Source organism: Kitasatospora sp. NPDC022785 (assembly GCF_055561295.1).
On sequence record NZ_JBVHHB010000033.1, the window covers coordinates 47,618 to 63,516 of the forward strand.

Annotated in this window: 16 protein-coding genes; 11 read left to right on the plus strand and 5 right to left on the minus strand. The window is 75.1% G+C overall.

The features are described 5' to 3' along the window. Nucleotide 1: 1 nt before the first annotated feature. Together ACZ3YO_RS35295 and ACZ3YO_RS35300 are read right to left on the minus strand one after the other, a co-directional pair. Nucleotides 2-748: an SAM-dependent methyltransferase gene (locus ACZ3YO_RS35295; RefSeq protein WP_465577740.1), complete on the minus strand. Its 747-nt coding sequence runs from the start codon at nucleotides 746-748 to the stop codon at nucleotides 2-4. Between the two features lie 24 nt (nucleotides 749-772). Beyond that, entirely contained in the window at nucleotides 773-1,912 is a 1,140-nt protein-coding gene (locus tag ACZ3YO_RS35300; RefSeq protein ID WP_465577742.1) for a glycosyltransferase, read from the minus strand. 57 nt (nucleotides 1,913-1,969) lie between these two features. Here ACZ3YO_RS35300 and ACZ3YO_RS35305 point away from each other — a divergent pair, with 57 nt between their 5' ends. Continuing rightward, the gene (locus tag ACZ3YO_RS35305) at nucleotides 1,970-2,746 is read left to right on the plus strand and encodes a glutamate racemase (RefSeq protein ID WP_465577744.1); all 777 of its coding nucleotides are present in this window, start codon (nucleotides 1,970-1,972) and stop codon (nucleotides 2,744-2,746) included. 215 nt (nucleotides 2,747-2,961) lie between these two features. Here the strand turns inward: ACZ3YO_RS35305 and ACZ3YO_RS35310 are convergent, their stop codons facing one another. Next, nucleotides 2,962-3,903, minus strand: a complete 942-nt coding sequence (locus tag ACZ3YO_RS35310) for a polysaccharide deacetylase family protein (RefSeq protein WP_465577746.1) — start codon at nucleotides 3,901-3,903, stop codon at nucleotides 2,962-2,964. A gap of 507 nt (nucleotides 3,904-4,410) precedes the next feature. Between ACZ3YO_RS35310 and ACZ3YO_RS35315 the strand changes: the two genes are divergently transcribed. The 7 genes from ACZ3YO_RS35315 (at nucleotide 4,411) to ACZ3YO_RS35345 (ending at nucleotide 10,555) form a co-directional block, all read left to right on the plus strand. Continuing rightward, nucleotides 4,411-4,683 carry a hypothetical protein gene (locus ACZ3YO_RS35315; protein ID WP_396324849.1) on the plus strand — a complete coding sequence of 91 codons (273 nt, stop codon included), beginning with the start codon at nucleotides 4,411-4,413 and terminating at the stop codon, nucleotides 4,681-4,683. Nucleotides 4,684-4,953: 270 nt separating this feature from the next. After that, complete coding sequence (locus ACZ3YO_RS35320) at nucleotides 4,954-5,913, plus strand: polysaccharide deacetylase family protein (protein WP_465577748.1); 960 nt, start codon at nucleotides 4,954-4,956, stop codon at nucleotides 5,911-5,913. A 118-nt stretch (nucleotides 5,914-6,031) separates the two neighbouring features. After that, the gene (locus ACZ3YO_RS35325; protein WP_465577819.1) at nucleotides 6,032-7,198 is read left to right on the plus strand and encodes a glycosyltransferase; all 1,167 of its coding nucleotides are present in this window, start codon (nucleotides 6,032-6,034) and stop codon (nucleotides 7,196-7,198) included. Nucleotides 7,199-7,235: 37 nt separating this feature from the next. Beyond that, nucleotides 7,236-7,979, plus strand: a complete 744-nt coding sequence (locus ACZ3YO_RS35330; RefSeq protein WP_465577750.1) for a sugar transferase — start codon at nucleotides 7,236-7,238, stop codon at nucleotides 7,977-7,979. 67 nt (nucleotides 7,980-8,046) lie between these two features. Next, nucleotides 8,047-8,697: a NeuD/PglB/VioB family sugar acetyltransferase gene (locus ACZ3YO_RS35335; RefSeq protein WP_465577752.1), complete on the plus strand. Its 651-nt coding sequence runs from the start codon at nucleotides 8,047-8,049 to the stop codon at nucleotides 8,695-8,697. Nucleotides 8,698-8,870: 173 nt separating this feature from the next. Beyond that, nucleotides 8,871-9,359, plus strand: coding sequence for an NUDIX hydrolase (locus ACZ3YO_RS35340; protein WP_465577754.1), 489 nt, complete (start codon nucleotides 8,871-8,873; stop codon nucleotides 9,357-9,359). Continuing rightward, nucleotides 9,356-10,555, plus strand: a complete 1,200-nt coding sequence (locus ACZ3YO_RS35345) for a GDSL-type esterase/lipase family protein (protein WP_465577756.1) — start codon at nucleotides 9,356-9,358, stop codon at nucleotides 10,553-10,555. Before ACZ3YO_RS35340 ends, ACZ3YO_RS35345 begins: the two co-directional genes overlap by 4 nt. 48 nt (nucleotides 10,556-10,603) lie before the next feature. Here ACZ3YO_RS35345 and ACZ3YO_RS35350 read toward each other — a convergent pair whose 3' ends face one another. Then, nucleotides 10,604-11,533 carry an NAD-dependent epimerase/dehydratase family protein gene (locus ACZ3YO_RS35350; RefSeq protein WP_465577758.1) on the minus strand — a complete coding sequence of 310 codons (930 nt, stop codon included), beginning with the start codon at nucleotides 11,531-11,533 and terminating at the stop codon, nucleotides 10,604-10,606. Between the two features lie 128 nt (nucleotides 11,534-11,661). After that, on the minus strand, nucleotides 11,662-12,201 hold the full coding sequence (locus ACZ3YO_RS35355; protein WP_465577760.1) for a PTS-dependent dihydroxyacetone kinase phosphotransferase subunit DhaM: 540 nt from the start codon (nucleotides 12,199-12,201) through the stop codon (nucleotides 11,662-11,664). Between the two features lie 393 nt (nucleotides 12,202-12,594). On the opposite strand from ACZ3YO_RS35355, the gene ACZ3YO_RS35360 reads away from it, so the two are divergent. The 3 genes from ACZ3YO_RS35360 (at nucleotide 12,595) to ACZ3YO_RS35370 (ending at nucleotide 15,885) form a co-directional block, all read left to right on the plus strand. Then, nucleotides 12,595-12,894, plus strand: coding sequence for a DUF397 domain-containing protein (locus tag ACZ3YO_RS35360; protein ID WP_465577762.1), 300 nt, complete (start codon nucleotides 12,595-12,597; stop codon nucleotides 12,892-12,894). A 742-nt stretch (nucleotides 12,895-13,636) separates the two neighbouring features. Continuing rightward, nucleotides 13,637-14,131, plus strand: coding sequence for a hypothetical protein (locus tag ACZ3YO_RS35365; protein WP_396324859.1), 495 nt, complete (start codon nucleotides 13,637-13,639; stop codon nucleotides 14,129-14,131). A 401-nt stretch (nucleotides 14,132-14,532) separates the two neighbouring features. Continuing rightward, complete coding sequence (locus ACZ3YO_RS35370) at nucleotides 14,533-15,885, plus strand: acyl-CoA dehydrogenase family protein (protein ID WP_465577764.1); 1,353 nt, start codon at nucleotides 14,533-14,535, stop codon at nucleotides 15,883-15,885. Nucleotides 15,886-15,899 lie beyond the last annotated feature (14 nt).

Sequence of the window (15,899 nt, forward strand, 5' to 3'; positions counted from 1 at the left end):
CTCAGCCGAGCCGCAGCAGATAGGTGACGAAGCCCAGGGTGCCCCGGTAGCCGTGCAGCCACTCGGCGCGGTGCCGGTCCGCCGCCTCACGCGCGGCCGCCGCGTCCGGGTGCTCCGGGTGGTCCAGCGCCCACTCGGCCAGCGAACCCGTCCAGGAGAGCTCGTAGTCGTCCCACTCCTGCGGGCTGCTGACGTACCCGTACACCGGAGTCCACCCGTCCGCGAGCACCCGGTCGGTGGTGGTCGCCAGGTCCGCGTAGTCGTCCCGGGTCGCGCCCAGGCCGTCCAGCACGGCCTGGGCGGGCTCGCGTTCCCAGAATCCCTCGCCGACCAGCACCAGGCCACCCGGCGCCAGGTGCTCGCGGGCCGCGGCCAGGGTCGGCAGCAGGCCGCCGAAGGCGTGCGTCGCGCCGACGTTCAGCACCAGGCCGAACGGCTCGGTGGCCGTGAACTCCCGGGCGTCCAGATGGTGCAGGCCGATCCGCCGCTCCACCCCGAGGGCCTGCGCGGTCTCCCGGGCCCGGGTCAGGGCCTCCGCGTCCAGGTCCACCCCGACCGCCTGCCAGCGCGGACGGGCGGCCAGCAGGCGCAGCAGCCAGCCGCCCTCACCGCAGCCGAGGTCCAGCGCCCGGCCGGCCTCGGAGCGGGAGGTCGCCCGGGCCAGCAGCCTGGCCACCGAGTCGTCGGCGACCGGCGCGGCGATCGGGTGGTGGGCATGGGCGAGGCGGGAGATCGTCTGGCGGTCCATCCGAACAGTGTGGACCAGCCGGGGTCAGTACGTCCGGCCTTTCCACGCGGCCCCGCGCCCGCGCCAGTGCTGCACCGCGGAGTCCACCGTCATCAGCAGGTAGAGCGACGCGGTGAACGGCAGCAGCAGCGCGGCCGGCGCCGGCTGGCCGTAGTAGCGCAGCATCGGCAGGAAGGTCCCCGCCATCAGCGCCCACGCCGCCCCGCCCGCCGCGGCCACCGCCCAGCTGCCGGAGGCCAGGCCGGCCAGCGCCGCCACCGGCGGCACCAGGTACACCAGCGCCAGTCCGACCACGGTGCCGAGCAGCAGCAGCGGCGAGTGCCGCAACTGCGCGTACGCGCTGCGCGAGACCATCCGCCAGAGCTGGGCCAGCCGTGGATACGGGCGGACGCTGTCCACCTGCTCGGCCAGGCCGAGCCAGGTCCGGCCGCCCGCCGCCTTCACCGCGCGGGCCAGCGACACATCGTCGATCACCGCCCCCCGGATCGCCGCCACCCCGCCCACCCGCTCCAGCGTCTCCCGCCGCACCAGCGAGCAGCCGCCCGCCGCCGCGGCCGTCCGGGCCCCGGGCCGGTTGCTGCGGCGGAACGGGTACAGCTGGGCGAAGAAGTAGACGAACGCCGGCACGATCAACCGCTCCCACCCGGTCTCCACCCGCAGCCGGGCCATCTGCGACACCAGGTCCAGCCGGTCGCCCTCGGCGGCGGCCACCAGCTCGGCCAGCGAGTCCGGACCGTGCGCGATGTCCGCATCGGTGAGCAGCAGGTACTCGGCGTCCGGACCGGCCAGTTCCACCCCGTGCCGCAGCGCCCACAGCTTGCCGGTCCAGCCCGGCGGCAGCGGGGGCGGGATGGTGACGGTCAGCCCCAGCCCACCAGGCGTGGCGAGCGCCCGCGCCAGCACGCCGGTCCCGTCCGAGCTGTGGTCGTCCACCAGCACCACCCGGGCCCGCCCCGGATACTTCTGCGCCAGCAGGCCCGGCAGGCTGAGCGGCAGCACCTCCGCCTCGTCCCGGGCCGGTACCACCACCACGACCTCCGGCCAGCGGGCAGGCGGGCGACGCGGCGGAAGCCGGACGTCGGTACGCCAGAACAAGCCGTGGCAGCACGCCAGCCAGAGCCAGACCAGCAGGGAGAGCAGGGCGATCCACAGCAGGACGGTCACCCGGGCAGTCTGCCGCACCCGGGGCCCGCGGCGGGGCATCGACTAAAGTCTTGCCCTGTGAAGATCGCACTGATGGACTCGGGAATCGGCCTGCTCGCCGCCGCTGCCGCCCTGCGGACGCTCCGCCCGGACGCCGATCTGGTGCTCTCCTCCGACCCCGCCTCGATGCCCTGGGGCCCGCACACGCCCGAGGAGGTCACCGCGCTCGCCCTCGGCTGCGCGCGGGCGGCCGCGGACCTTCGGCCGGACGCCCTGGTGATCGCCTGCAACACCGCCTCCGTCCACGCGCTCGCGACGCTGCGCGCCGAACTGGAGCCCGCGCTGCCGGTCATCGGCACCGTCCCGGCCATCAAGCCGGCCGCCGCCCTCGGCGGCCCGGTCGCCATCTGGGCCACCCCCGCCACCACGGGCAGCGCCTACCAACGCGGCCTCATCCGCGACTTCTCCGGGACCGCCGCCGTCACCGAGGTCGCCTGCCCCGGCCTGGCGGACGCCGTCGAACACGGCGACGACGCCGCCATCGAAGAGGCCATCGCCGACGCGGCCGCCCGTACGCCGGCGGGCACGGCGGCGATCGTGCTCGGCTGCACCCACTACGAACTGGTCGCCGACCGCATCCGCACCGCCGTCGCCCCCCTCGCGGCCCCGCACCTCACGCTGCACGGCTCCGCCGACGCCGTCGCCGCCCAGGCCCTCCGCCGCGTCGCCGACCCCGGCCGCACCGGCAACGCCACCCTCACCGTCCTCCACGCTGGCGCTCCCGCGACGCTCCCGCCGGCAGCGCTCCGCTACCCGCAGGGGCACGCCCTGGCCGCTCCGGCCCCGGCGGTCTGACGAGCGGGAACGGGAGGGGCAGCGGGGCGGGCCGGTCGCCGGAGCACCTGCTCCCTGGCCGGCCAGGTCGTGGAGCCTGACCGCCGCGCGCGAGGCGTGACCACCTGCCGCCGCACCCCGTTGCGGCACCCCCGCCACTCCCGCAGCCGGCCGCACCCTGCGCCGCCGCAGGGGACGTCGGCCCCGCCCGACGTCCCCTGCGGCGCCGAGCCGCCCTAGGCCACCGCCTGGCCGCGCCAGCGGCGGTAGGCGGGTTCGAGGCCGGAGAGGATGGTGTCGAAGCGGCGGGTGCTGGTGGTGGAGTCGACCTGGAGGCGGCTGATCTGGAGCGGATGGTCCGGGAGGCGGGGGCCGAGGCGGTGGTCGGAGAGGAAGCCGAGGCGGTAGCCGAGCTCGTGGAGGACGGTTTCCGCGCGGGGGTCGTGGCCGCCGTCGGGGTAGGCGAAGGCGGCCGGCGGCTCACCGAGCCAGCGGGTGAGGGCCTCGTGGGCACCGGTGATCTCGGCGCGGACGGTGGCGTCGTCGCAGCGGCCCAGGCAGGGGTGGCCCTGGGTGTGGTTGCCGATGGCGACGCCGCCCGCGCGCAGGGCGAGCAGGTCGGCGGGGGTGAGCTGTTCCTGCCGGGGCGGTCGGCGGTCGGCGCTGACCCGGAGCTCCTGGAGGCTGCGGCGCCGGTCTGGGTCGGGCATGGCCTTGAGCCGGGGGAGCAGTTGGTTGGCCGGTCCGCAGTCGAGTGAGCGGGCGCGCCCGCCGTGCCGGGCGAGGAAGTCCGCCTCGTGCCACCAGAACGGCTTCTCGGTGCCGATCAGCTCGGAGATGACGAACGCGGCGGCCGGGATGCCCCGGTCGTTGAGGGCGGGGAGGGCGTGGGTGAGGACGCTGCGGTCGGCGTCGTCGAAGGTGACGAGCACGCTGCGGGCCGGCAGGGGGCGTCGTTCGGTGACGGCCTGCTGGACGGCGGCGAGCGAGACGGGTGTGGCGAGTCTTCGCAGGCGGTCGAGCTGGGCGCCGAAGGAGCGCGGGTCGGTGACGCCGTGGTACGCGAGCACGGCGAGCCGCTGCGCGGCCCGGGCCCGGAACAGCGGCTGGACGGGGGCGAAGCGCAGCCAGTCACCCCGCCCGGCGGCCGGCCGGGGCGTCGGGCGGGGGGCTGCCACCGGAAGGATGGTGGGTTGCCGGACGGGCGTGCGAACGGCGGGTTGCCGGGCGGCCGGCTGCCCGGCGGCCGCCTGCGACAACGGGCGCACGTTCACGCTCGGCAGGGCTCGGACCACGGAGCTGGTCCGGGTCCTGGAGGTCGATGTCATGGACTGGGACTGCGGCACGGTTCCCCCTCGGTCGCCGGTGCGGCGTGGCGGTACCGCCGGAGGACGGAGCCCGGCCTCCGACTCCAGGGCACGGCGGCTCCGCCCCCTGGGTTCTTCCGGTCCTCGGCGGGGACTCCCAACCCGCACCGCGGACGGCTCCTGGATCGCTCAATGTAGTGGAGACCCCTACACGCCGTAGATGGTTGTACCGGACGGCCGAGGGATTTTTCGCGGGCCCGGAACCGGCGCCCCGGATGTGCGCCGGAGTGCTTCCGGCGCCCTTTCGGTTGCGCAGGGTCGCGTCGGAATCACTCCCTGCGGGCTGCCTCCGGAGCGGCCTCGCGGTACCTTGGGCTCATGGCAGACGCGGAACGTGATCACTTCCACCTGCACGGTGCGACCCGGATGGCCCGAGCGTGGAGTGGTGGCGCACTGGTCACCCACCAGATCCCGCTGGCGGTGGTCGGTCTGGCCTGTCTCGCGATCGGCATCGTGGTCGCGGTGGCGGTTCCGGACAGTGACGGCCCGGCCTGGGCGATGGCGGTGGCCGGCTGCCTCGCCGCCGGGGTGCTGCTGCTCGGCCGGATCGCGTTCGCCCTGCTGCGATACCGGCGCGGCGCGACCCTCTGAATCCGGGGCGCGCGATCCCCTGACGCGCGGGCCGGGGAGGCCGGAAAGCCCGGCCGCCGCCTGAACGGCCGATCGATTCCAACCGGTCAGATCGGCCGGTTTTCAGCCCATCTGCCAACTTCTTCTCGCTTCTTTCACAATTCCGGGGCACCAGCCCCACAGTTCCCCCTACTGTGATTTCCATCCGGGCGCCAACTGCGCCGGATGAACGGCCACTTGACGGCGCCGGGGAGGGCGCTGCCGAGAGCGGCAGAGGGCAGAGGGGGAACGTTGAGCGGCACCACCGGGCCCACGAAGGCCGGGACGACACCCACCGAGGCCGAGGCGACACCGATCGAGGCCGGGACGACACCGGTCGAAGCCGGGACGACACCCACCAGGGCCGAGGCCGGTGCGACCGGGGCCGCCGCCGAGGCCGGTACGACCGGGGGCATCCGCGCGCAGGTCAAACGCCACCTGGCACGCAGGGTCGGGGCCCGGCCGGGCGAGGGCGCCACCGTCCTGATCTACCACCGCGTCGGCGGCGGCAGCCCGGACGAACTGGACGTCACCACGGCCGACTTCACCGCCCAGGCCGACCTGCTCGCCGAACTCCCGCCCGGCCGGGTGGTCCCGCTGGACGAGGCGGTGGACCGGATCGAGGGCGGCCGCCGTACCCCCAGCACCGTGCTCACCTTCGACGACGGCTTCGCCGACGTCTACGACAACGCCTGGCCGGTGCTGCGCGAGCGCGGCCTCCCGTTCACCATCTACCTCGCCAGCGGGCACGTCGGCGGCGAGATGCGCTGGGAGGGATCGACCGCGAAGACCTCGGGCGCCCCCGGGCTCAGCTGGGAGCAGCTGCGCGAGATGACCGCCTCCGGCCTGTGCACCGTCGCCAACCACACCCGCAGCCATGCCCGCCCCGAGCTGCTGACCACCGCCGAGCTGGACGCCTGCAACGACGACGTCGAGCAGTACCTCGGCGTCCGCCCCCGGCACTACGCCTACACCTGGGGTGTCCCCGTGCCGCACATGGAGCCCGCCCTGCGGGCCCGGTTCCGGACCGCGGCGACCGGCGAGGTCGGCCGCAACACGCCGGGTGTCGACCCGGTCCGGCTGCGCCGGGTGCCGGTCCGCCGCACCGACCCGATCGACTTCTTCCGCGCCAAGCTCTACGGGCGGCTGATACCCGAGCGCGCCTACGCCCGGATCGTGGCGAGCGCGAAGGCGGTGGGGGCCCGTGCCTGAGCCCGTGACGCCCGAGCCCGTGACGCCCGAGCCCGTGACACCGGCGCCGGCCGCACCCGCATCCCCGACACCCGCACTCCCGACACCCGCACCCCTGACGACCGAGCCCGTGACGCCGATGCCCAGGCTGCGCGGCCCCGGCGGCCGCCCGCTGCGCGTCGCCCACCTCACCACCGTCGACATGAGCCTGCACCTCCTCCTCGGCACCGAACTCAAGGTGGACCTGGAGTCCGGCTTCGAGACCTACGGCATCAGCGCGCCCGGCCCGTACGTCCCCGAGATCGAGGCGATCGGCGTCCGGCACGAGCCCCTGCACGCGCTCACCCGGGCCTGGCAGCCGCGCGCCGACGCCGCGGCCGCCCGCGAACTGCTCGCCGTGCTGAACCGGCTCCGCCCGGACGTGCTGCACACCCACAATCCCAAGACCGGCGTGCTCGGCCGGGTGCTGGGCCGGCTCGCCCGGGTGCCGGTCGTGGTGAACACCTGCCACGGCCTCTGGGCGCAGGCCCACGACCCGCTCGCCAAGCGGGCGTTCGTCCTCGGTGCCGAGGCCTTCGCGGGCCGCTTCTCGCACGCGGAGCTGTACCAGAACGGCGAGGACCGCCGTACCCTGGCCCGTGCCGTCCCGGCCCGCCGCTCGCGGGTGGTCGGCAACGGGGTCGACCTCACCCGGTTCGCCACCGACCCGGGCGAGCGGGCCCGCACCAGGGCCCGGGTCCGCGCGGAATTCGGCGTCGGCCCGGAGGAGTTGCTGGTCGGCGGAGTCGGCCGGCGGGTAGCCGAGAAGGGCATCGGCGAGTACGCCGAGGCGGCTCGTGCGCTGGCCGGCAAGGCCCGGTTCGTCTGGATCGGCCCGGACGACCCGGCGAAGCCGGACGCCCACGGCGCCGAGTCCGGAGTCGAGTTCCTCGGCGCGCGCAGCGACATGCCCGCGGTGTACGCGGCCCTCGACGTCTTCGTGCTCCCCTCCTACCGGGAGGGGTTCTCGCGTTCCGCCATGGAGGCCGCCGCCGGCGGTCTCCCGATGGTGCTCAGCGACATCCGCGGCTGCCGCGAGATCGGCGGCCACGACGAGCACCTGCTCCTCGCCCCGCCCGGGGACGCCCGGGCCCTCACCACCGCGCTGGACCGGCTTCTCACCGAGCCCGGCCTGCGCGACCGGCTCGGCGCCGCAGCCCGGCGCCGCGCCATGGCGCACTTCGACCAGCGCGCCGTCGCCAGGGTCTCGCTGGAGACCTACGCGGCCGTCGCCCGCGCCAAGGCCCTGCCCTGGACGGTCGGCTGAGCCCATCCGCCACACCACATCAGGGGGAAGGACCGTCATGAAGCGAGGGGGGGACCTCGTGGTCACCGTTCTGGCCGGGATCGTCGCGATTCCGCTCGGCCTGGTGATCGCCCTGCTGATCCGCTGCACCATGGGCGGACCGGTGCTCTTCCGTCAGACCAGGACCGGGTGGCACGGCAAGGAGTTCGAGATCCTCAAGTTCCGCACCATGCGGGACAAACGTTTCCCCGAGGAGCCGGACGCGCCCCGCATCACCCGGCTCGGCGAACTGCTCCGCAGGACCAGCCTGGACGAGCTGCCGCAGCTCTGGAACGTCGCCCGCGGCGAGATGGGCGTGATCGGGCCCCGGCCCACGCTGCCCGAGCAGGTCGTCCACTACTCCCGGCGCCAGCGCGGCCGGCTCGACGTCCGCCCGGGGCTCACCGGCTGGGCGCAGGTCAGGGGCCGCAACTCGATCACCTGGCCCGAGCGGATCGAGCTGGACCTCTGGTACGTCCGGCACCGCTCGCTGCCGTTGGACCTGCGCATCCTCGTGCTCACCGTCAAGGTGCTGCTGAACCCCAGCGGCATCACCGCAGCCGGCGGGGTCAACCCCGGTTTCCCGGCGCCCACCGAGCCCGCCGAGCCCGCCGAGACGCCCGTGGCAACAGCGCCGGCGGCAACGGCAGCAGCAACCGCACCCGCGCCGGTCACCCCGTTCCCGGCCATCAGCCTGCCCCGGCAGGCCACCGGACCGCGCCTGGCGCAGCCCGTCCGCACCGTCGTCGAGGAGCCCTCCTGAACACCGAACCGGGCAGGCCGGGCACGGCCCGGGCGGGCCGGGCCCGGAACCGGGCAGGATGACCGCCATGACCGCCATGACCGCGATGACCGCCGCCACCGACCATCAGGAACTCTGGATCGCCGGCGCCGGCGGCGTCGGTCGTGAGGCGCTGGACACGGCGCTCGCGGCCGGCGTCCCGGTGGCGGGGTTCCTCGACGACCACCAACACGGCGCCACCGTCCGCGGCCTGCCCGTCCGCAGGCCCGCCGACCTTCCGTCCGGCGCCCGCTACCTGGTCGGCATCGCCGACCCGGCCGTCCGGCAGCGGCTCGCCGCCCTGCTGGACGGCCGGGGCGCGGTGCCCGCCACCCTCGTCCACCCCCGGGCGCTGATCGCGCCGGACACCGTGCTCGGGCCGGGCTGCCTGGTGATGGGCGGCGCGTACGTGTCCAGCAGCGTGCGCCTCGGTGCGCACAGCCAGGTGCACTACAACGCGACCGTCGGCCATGACACCGTGTTCGGCGAGCGGGTGACGGTCTACCCGGGCGGCAACGTGTCCGGCGCGGTGCTGCTGGCCGACGGCGCCACCGTCGGCAGCAACGCCGTCGTCCTGCAGGGCCGCAAGATCGGCGCGGCTGCCTTCGTCGGCGCGGCCGCCGTGGTGACCAGGGACGTCCAGCCCGGTGAGGTGGTGGTCGGCTCGCCCGCCCGGCCGCTGCGGGCGTCCGGTTCCTGACCGCCGCAGACTCCCGACGACATCCTCCACCGGGGTTCCCGACACCGGGGTCCCCGACCGCGGCTTCCCGGCCACCGGTTCCGACCACCGCTTCCCGGCCGCTTCCCGACCCGTCGTTTCCGACGCGTCGTTCCCCGACCCGTCGTTCCCGGCCGCCGGATAGGGTGCGGGACATGGCCATTCCCGCGTTCCTCGCCGACCTCCGCGCCGTCGTCGGCATCCGCAAGCTCTGGCTCAGCGCCGCCATCGCCGTCGTCCTGGACGACCACGGCCGGGTGCTGCTCATCCAGCGGGCCGACGACGGCCGCTGGGCGCTGCCCGGCGGCATCCTCGACCCGGGCGAGCAGCCCGCCGACGGCGTGGTGCGCGAGTGCCTGGAGGAGACCGGCGTCGTCGCCGTCCCCGAGGTGCTCGCCGGCGTGCGCGTCACGGACGACATCACCTACCCCAACGGCGACGTGTCGCAGTACCTGGTGCTCGTCTTCCGCTGCCGGCCGGTCGGCGGCGAGGCCCGGGTGAACGACGACGAGGCGCTCGCCGTCGGCTGGTTCGACCTGGACGACCTGCCGCCGATGATCGACGAGGAGCACCAGTGCCTGCGCCAGGCCAGGGAGTCCCGGGGCGGGACCTTCTTCGAGTGGGAGGGCAAGGAGCGCCCGTGACCGGATCCCCGGCAGAGCTGACCGAAGTCCCGCTCCCGGCCGGGCCGGTGGAGTTCCGCGGTGCGCTGCACCTGGAGCGCACCGCGGCCGGTCTGCGGCCCTGGCGGCTGCCCGCCTGGACGGCCGCTCAGTTCCCGGGCGACGCGGTGCGCCGGGTGGCCATGATGCCGTCCGGCGTGCGGCTGGCCTTCCGGACGGCGGCGACGGTGCTCGAACTCGTCCTGCACGCGGCGCCGGAGCCGCCGCACCCGGGCGCGGTCGAGCTGGTGCTGGACGGCGTGCGGGCCGACCGGGCGCCACTGCCGTCGGCCGGCGGTCCGGCCGTCCTGCGCTTCCACCCCGGCGCCCCGGACGCCGAGCGCGAGGTGGAGCTGTGGCTGCCGCAGTGGACCTCCGTCGAGCTGGTCGCCCTGCGCGCCGACGCGGCGGTCCACCCGCCCCGGCCGACCGCGCGGCGGCGCTGGCTGCACCACGGCAGTTCGATCAGCCAGGCCCCGGAGGCCGACTCGGCCGCCGACGTCTGGCCGTGGATCGCCGCGGAGCGGGCCGGCGTCGACCTGCTCAACCTCTCGCTGGCCGGCAACGCCCATCTGGACCCGTTCACCGCCCGCACCATCCGCGACCAGCCGGCCGATCTGATCAGCCTCAAGATCGGCATCAACGTCATCACCGCGGCATCGTTCCGCCGGCGCGCCTTCGTCCCGGCCGTGCACGGCTTCCTGGACACCGTCCGCGAGGGGCACCCGGACACCCCGCTCCTGGTGGTCTCCCCGCTGCTCAGCCCACCGTTCGAACGGACCCCGGGTCCGGCGGCGTACGAGCAGACGGCGGACGGGCCCCGGTTCGCGGCGCTCGGCGACCCGGCCGACATCGCGGCCGGTGCGCTCACCCTGGAGGCGGTCCGCGCCGAGCTGGCCGAGATCACCGCGGCCCGGGCGGCCCGCGACCCGCACCTGCACCACCTGGACGGGCTCGCGCTGCTGGGCCCGGAGGACGCCGAGGGTCTGGCCGACCTGCTGCACCCGAACCCGGCCGGGCACCGGCTGATCGGCGAACGGTTCGCCGCGCTGGTCTTCGGGCCGGGCGGACCGTTCGGCGACGAGGCCCGGGACGGGGACGACAAGGGTGACGAGGGCCGGGACGGCGAGGGTCAGGGCGGGGACGTCCGGGACGGCGACGGCCAACGCTCGCCGTGACGCGGCGCGCGGGCCGCCACCCTCACGGCATGCCCTCCCGGCAGGCCCTCAGAGCGTCCGGAACCACTCCGTCGTACGCTCCAGCCCCTCGCGCAGCGGCACCGGGCGGACGTCCGGGAAGAGCCCGCGCAGCCGGGAGTTGTCGGCCTGGGAGTCCCGGACGTCGCCGGGCCGCGGGTCGGTGTGGGTGACCTCGACGGGGTGGCCGAGCACCGACTCCAGCTCGCCGACCAGCTCCAGCAGTGACGTGCGGGTGCCGAAGGCCAGGTTGACCGGGTCGGCGTGCACCACCCGGCGGACCACCGCCTCGCTGATCACCTGGGTCACCGTGCCGACGTAGGTGAAGTCCCGGCTCTGGCCGCCGTCCCCGTGCACGGTCAGCGGCCGCCCGGCCAGCGCGGCGTCCAGGAAGGCGGGCACCACCGCGGCGTACGCGTGCCCGGCCGGCTGGAGCGGGCCGAACACGTTGAAGAAGCGCAGCGGGAGCACCCCCAGCCCGTAGCAGTGGTAGTAGGCCGCCAGGTACGACTCGGTGGCCAGCTTGCTCACCGCGTAGGGGCTCATCGGCGCGGTGCGCATGGTCTCGCGCTTGGGCAGCTCGCGGTTGGCGCCGTAGACCGAGGACGAGGAGGCGGCGGCCACGTACAGTCCGCCGGCCCGCCGCGCAGCCTCCAGGACCTCCAGGGTGCCGGTGGCGTTGGCGTGGTGGCTGGCCAGCGGGTCCTTGACCGAGCGCGGGACGGAGGGCAGCGCGGCCAGGTGCACCACCGCGTCGGCGCCCGTGAACGCCTCGTCCAGCAGCGCCGGTTCGAGGATGCTGCCCTCGTGGAGCACGGCGCCGGTGCCGGCCAGGTTGGCCTTGCTGCCGGTGGACAGGTCGTCCACGACCCGGACCTGGTCCACCTCGGGGCGGGCCAGCAGGGCCCGGACCAGGTTGGCTCCGATGAATCCGGCCCCGCCGGTGACGACCACGCGCATGGCTGAGGTTCCCCCCTCCGACCGACCGGCCCGCCCGGCAGGTCCTGCGCCGATGGTAGCCGCGCGGTCACCCGCCGCGGGGTGGAACGCCGAGAAGCGCTCCCGGGAACCGAGGCGGTGACGGCGGCTCAGTCCTTGTGCTGGCGGTACGCCTCCTCGGCGGCGTCCAGCACCGCGGAGAGGTCGCCCCCCGCGGTGGCGGTGGCGACGGCCGCCACCGCGCCCTCCACGAACGGGGCATTGGCGAAGCGGACCGGGAACGGCAGGCCGTGCTCGTCCGCGGCGGCGAGCAGCGCGCGGACGGTGGAGACCGCGCCGCCCAGGTCGGCCAGGATCACCACGCCGTGGCCCTGGTCGACCCGGCGGGTGGCGGCGGCGACCAGGACGGCGCTGATGCCGGGGCCGGAGACCAGGTCGCCGCCGGTCGCGGCGACCGGGGCGGGGGAGTCGGAGCCGGCGAGCGCGAGCGTCAGGGCGCGGACCGCGGCGGCCAGCTCCTGGCTGTGCGAGACCAGGACGACCCCGACCCGGCCGTGCGTGGGGGGCCGGCCCGGGGTCGGCCGGGGCAGCGGGGTGCGCGAGGGCGGGGTGCGGGGCGCCGGGGGGTGGGCCGAGGGGGCGTCGGAGATGGGGATGACATCGGCGCGGGTGCCGTCCCGGCGGCTCATCGGCTGCTCCTGGGGGCGCGGGGTGGGGTGCTCGGTGAGGGGTGCTCGGTGATGCTCGGTGAGGGGTGCTCGGTGGGGGCTTCCCACACTCTGGCAGCCGCCCGCCGCCCGCCCGGGCGGGACACGCTCAGCGCTTCCGGCGCACCGGCTCCGGTCCGGGGCTCCGGTCCGGGGCTCCGGTCCGGGGCTCCGGTCCACGGGTGAGGGCGGAGGGGCGAGCGGCGAGAGGGGGGCTCCGGTCCACCGGCGGGCGGCGAGGGGCGGGCGGGGCCGCTCGCCGGAGTACGGCCCGGGCGAGGAGTCCCACCGTCGGGGGAGTCCTCGGCAACCCCCTGACCGGGGCGGTGGCGATGGCTAGGCTGGCCCCGGAAGACCGTCGGGAGGAGAGCAGCAGTGGCAGCCAACATCGGGACTGACGTGGAATCGGCCGCCGGGGCGGCCGGAGGGTCCGCCGTCGAGGGGGCCGGAGGCGTCCGGGAGCTCGCGCCGAACGGGAAACCGAAGGTCGACTTCACCGGGGCCACCTGGCTGTGCAGCAGTCAGGGCGTCGGGGATGTCCAGATCGCGTTCGTGGACGGCTACATCGGCATGCGGGACGGGCGCCAGGACGACGGCCCGGTTCTGGTCTTCACCCCGGGCGAGTGGCGGGCCTTCGTGCTCGGCGCCCGGGACGGCGAGTTCGACCTCACCTGAGGCGCCGGCCGGGCCTCGCCCCGGACCCCCGAACGGGCCCCGACCAGGGGCCCGTTCCGCTGTGCACTCCCTGGGCATCGGGGTTGCATCGGTCCGATCTCATTTGAGCGTACCCGGTCATAATTTCTGTTGACTGTTAGACAAACGCAGCTCAGAGTATGAGCACAGGCAGACGCCGTGCCCACCGCCCCCACGCGGCCAGACACGGCGCCTGCTGTGTAGCCCGGCAGTACTGCCAGGCCTGCCTCCCAGTCGTCCCCTGCGCACCGGGGGTGCGTCGGCCGGTCCCGGCCCCACGAGGGGGCCGGCAGTCGCCGGGAGGCTGGCACCGGAACCGAGAGCGACTCGGAGCCGGTACCGGGTGCTCGGGACCCGCACGCCCCCACGCGGCGGCGTCCCGAGCAGATCCGCGGGAGCGACGGGCCGGGGCCCCGCGGACCTTGCTTGTGTGGCATGGAACTGTTGGCTTCTGTGTTGTGCTCGCTGTGCAGTGCTGTGTGCGACGACGAAGCTGGGTGCTCGACGGTTCGGCACGACAAATGTGCACAGTGAGGGATACGCGTGTAGGGCCGCGTTGCGACATGCCGTCCCCCCGGAGGGTGAAACCCAGAACGGCTGTCGTGCTGAACCGAACGTAGCCCGGACGGTTGCTCAGAGTCAACATTGGTCTCTGAGCGTGGATCTCCGTCCGGCGCCCCACCCACCCCGTGAGCGCGGTGTGCCGGGCACGTACGATGTTCCCATGTCTTTTCTCCGCCGTCGCTCCGGACAGCCCACCGGCCCGGACTTCGACGTGCTCGCGATGGACCCGGGCGACTGGCCCGGCGACTTCGGTGCGGCCATGATGACCGGTCCGGACGGCTCCTGCCAGGGGATTTTCCTGCGCTATGACCTGTTCGGCGGCAGAGGCCCGGCGATGTTCATCGGCAACCTCCCCGAGGGTTCGCCGGCCCGCGACACCGGGGACGACGTGCCCTTCGAGGTCCGGCAGCTGCTCGCCGCCCTGGAGAACGAGGAACCGGTCGAGTTCGTCTCGGCCGAGGACTTCCCGGTGATGCTCGGGGACGACCTGCTGATCGTGAAGAAGGTCAAGGTCAGCGAGGGTCGGCTGTTCTGCTCCCAGTTCGGGCGCAGCGACGGCGTGCAGGTCACCATCGCCTCCTGGGACCGACCGATTTCGGACGACCTCTACCAGCTGCTCAAGCCGCTCCCGGCGGACATGTTCCAGCAGGGCTGACCGGTACCCGCCCCGTACCCGGTCGGATTCCGGCCAGGAGAACGGTAGGCGGACGGCCAGGAGGACGGTCGGGGCAGGCCGGGAGCGAAGGGGCCGTCCCGCGGCCCGGTCGCTGCTTGACGGTTTCGATCACCGGTTCGTACAGTCGCGAACATGTCGTGCCGTCTCCCGCTGCTGACCCGCCGCAGCTATCTGGACCTGCGGCGCACCGCCAGCGCGGCGTGTCCGGGCCACTGAGGGGGATTCGTCCCCGAGGCGGCGTGCGGCCGGCCGGAGGGCCGGCGCCGATCCGGGGGCGGGCGATCCGCTGACTTCCGGGGCCGCCGAACCGGTACCGCGCGCCCGTCGGCGTGCCGCCCGCAGTTGCCGAGCCCACGCTGCCGCCCGGAGGCACCAGTACCATGACCAGCACCGCGACCACCTTCGCCGCCGACCAGTCGCCCGTCGCCACCGCCCTCGCGGGACTGCCCCGGGTCGTCGACCTGCTGGCCGCCCGGGCCGAGGAGCACGACCGCGACGCCACCTTCCCGTACCAGGGCATCGAGGCGGTGCACGAGGCCGGACTGCTCACCCTCACCGTCGACCGGCGGTACGGCGGGCCGGGCGGGACGCTCGCCGACACCGTCCGGGTGCTCGCCCAACTCGGGCGCGGAGACGCCTCGGTGGCCGTGGTCACCGCGTTCACCCTGCTCCGGCACGCCGAGCAGGCCCGGGTGGCGAGCTGGCCCGCGGCCGGCTACCGGCGGCTGCTCACCGAGTCCCGGCGCGGGCCGGCGCTGGTCAACACCCTGCACGCGGAGCCCGGCGGCCAGAGCGGCGGGCCGGGAGGTGCGATTCCGGCCACGACGGCCCGCCGGGACGGCGACGGATGGCTGCTCACCGGCCGGAAGACGTACTGCGCCGGCGCCGAGGCGCTCGCCTGGATGGCGGTCACCGCGCGGACCGACGAGCCGGTGCCGCGGGTCGGGACGTTCCTGGTCCGCGGCGAGAGCGAGGGCCTCGAGGTCGACCCGACCTGGGACCAGCTCGGCCTGCGGGCCAGTGCCGGCCATGACGTACTGCTGGACGCCGTCCGGGTGCCGGCCGAACTGGCCCTCGGGCTCGCCGTGCCGAGGACCGTGGCCGGAACCGTTCCCTCGGGATCCGCCGCCCCTTCGGGAGCCGCCCCCGCCGGAACCGTCCTGTCGGGAGCGGCGCGTTCGGGAAGCGGATCCTCCCCTTCGGGAAGCGCGCCGGCAGGAACCGGAACCGCCCCTTCGGGAACCGGAGTCGGGGAGTCCGCCGTGCCGGCCGCCGAACTCACCCGGGCCTGGCACGACCTGGCCCTCTCCGCGGTCGCCCTCGGGGTGGCCCGCTCCGCCGAGGACTGGCTGGTGCGCTTCCTGCACCAGCGCACCCCGGCCAACCTGACCGAGCCGCTCGGCCGCCTGCCCCGGTACCGCTGCGCGCTGGGCGAGATCGAGGCGCAGCTGATCGGCGCCGAGGAGCTGGTCAACGGCCTTGCCCGGCGCGTCGACCGGGGTGATCCGGACGCCGTCGCCCGGACCGGGCCCGCCCACCTGCTGGTCACCCGCGCCGCGACGACGGCCGTCCAGCAGGCCGTCTCGCTCACCGGCAATCCCGGCCTGAGCCGGCGTCACCCGCTCGAACGCTACCTGCGCGACGTGCTCAGCAGCCGGGTGTACTTCGCCCCGGACGAGGCCGTCCTGGACGCCGCCGGCCGTGCCGCCCTGGACCGCGGGGCCCGGTCCTGAGGACCGGGCCCCGC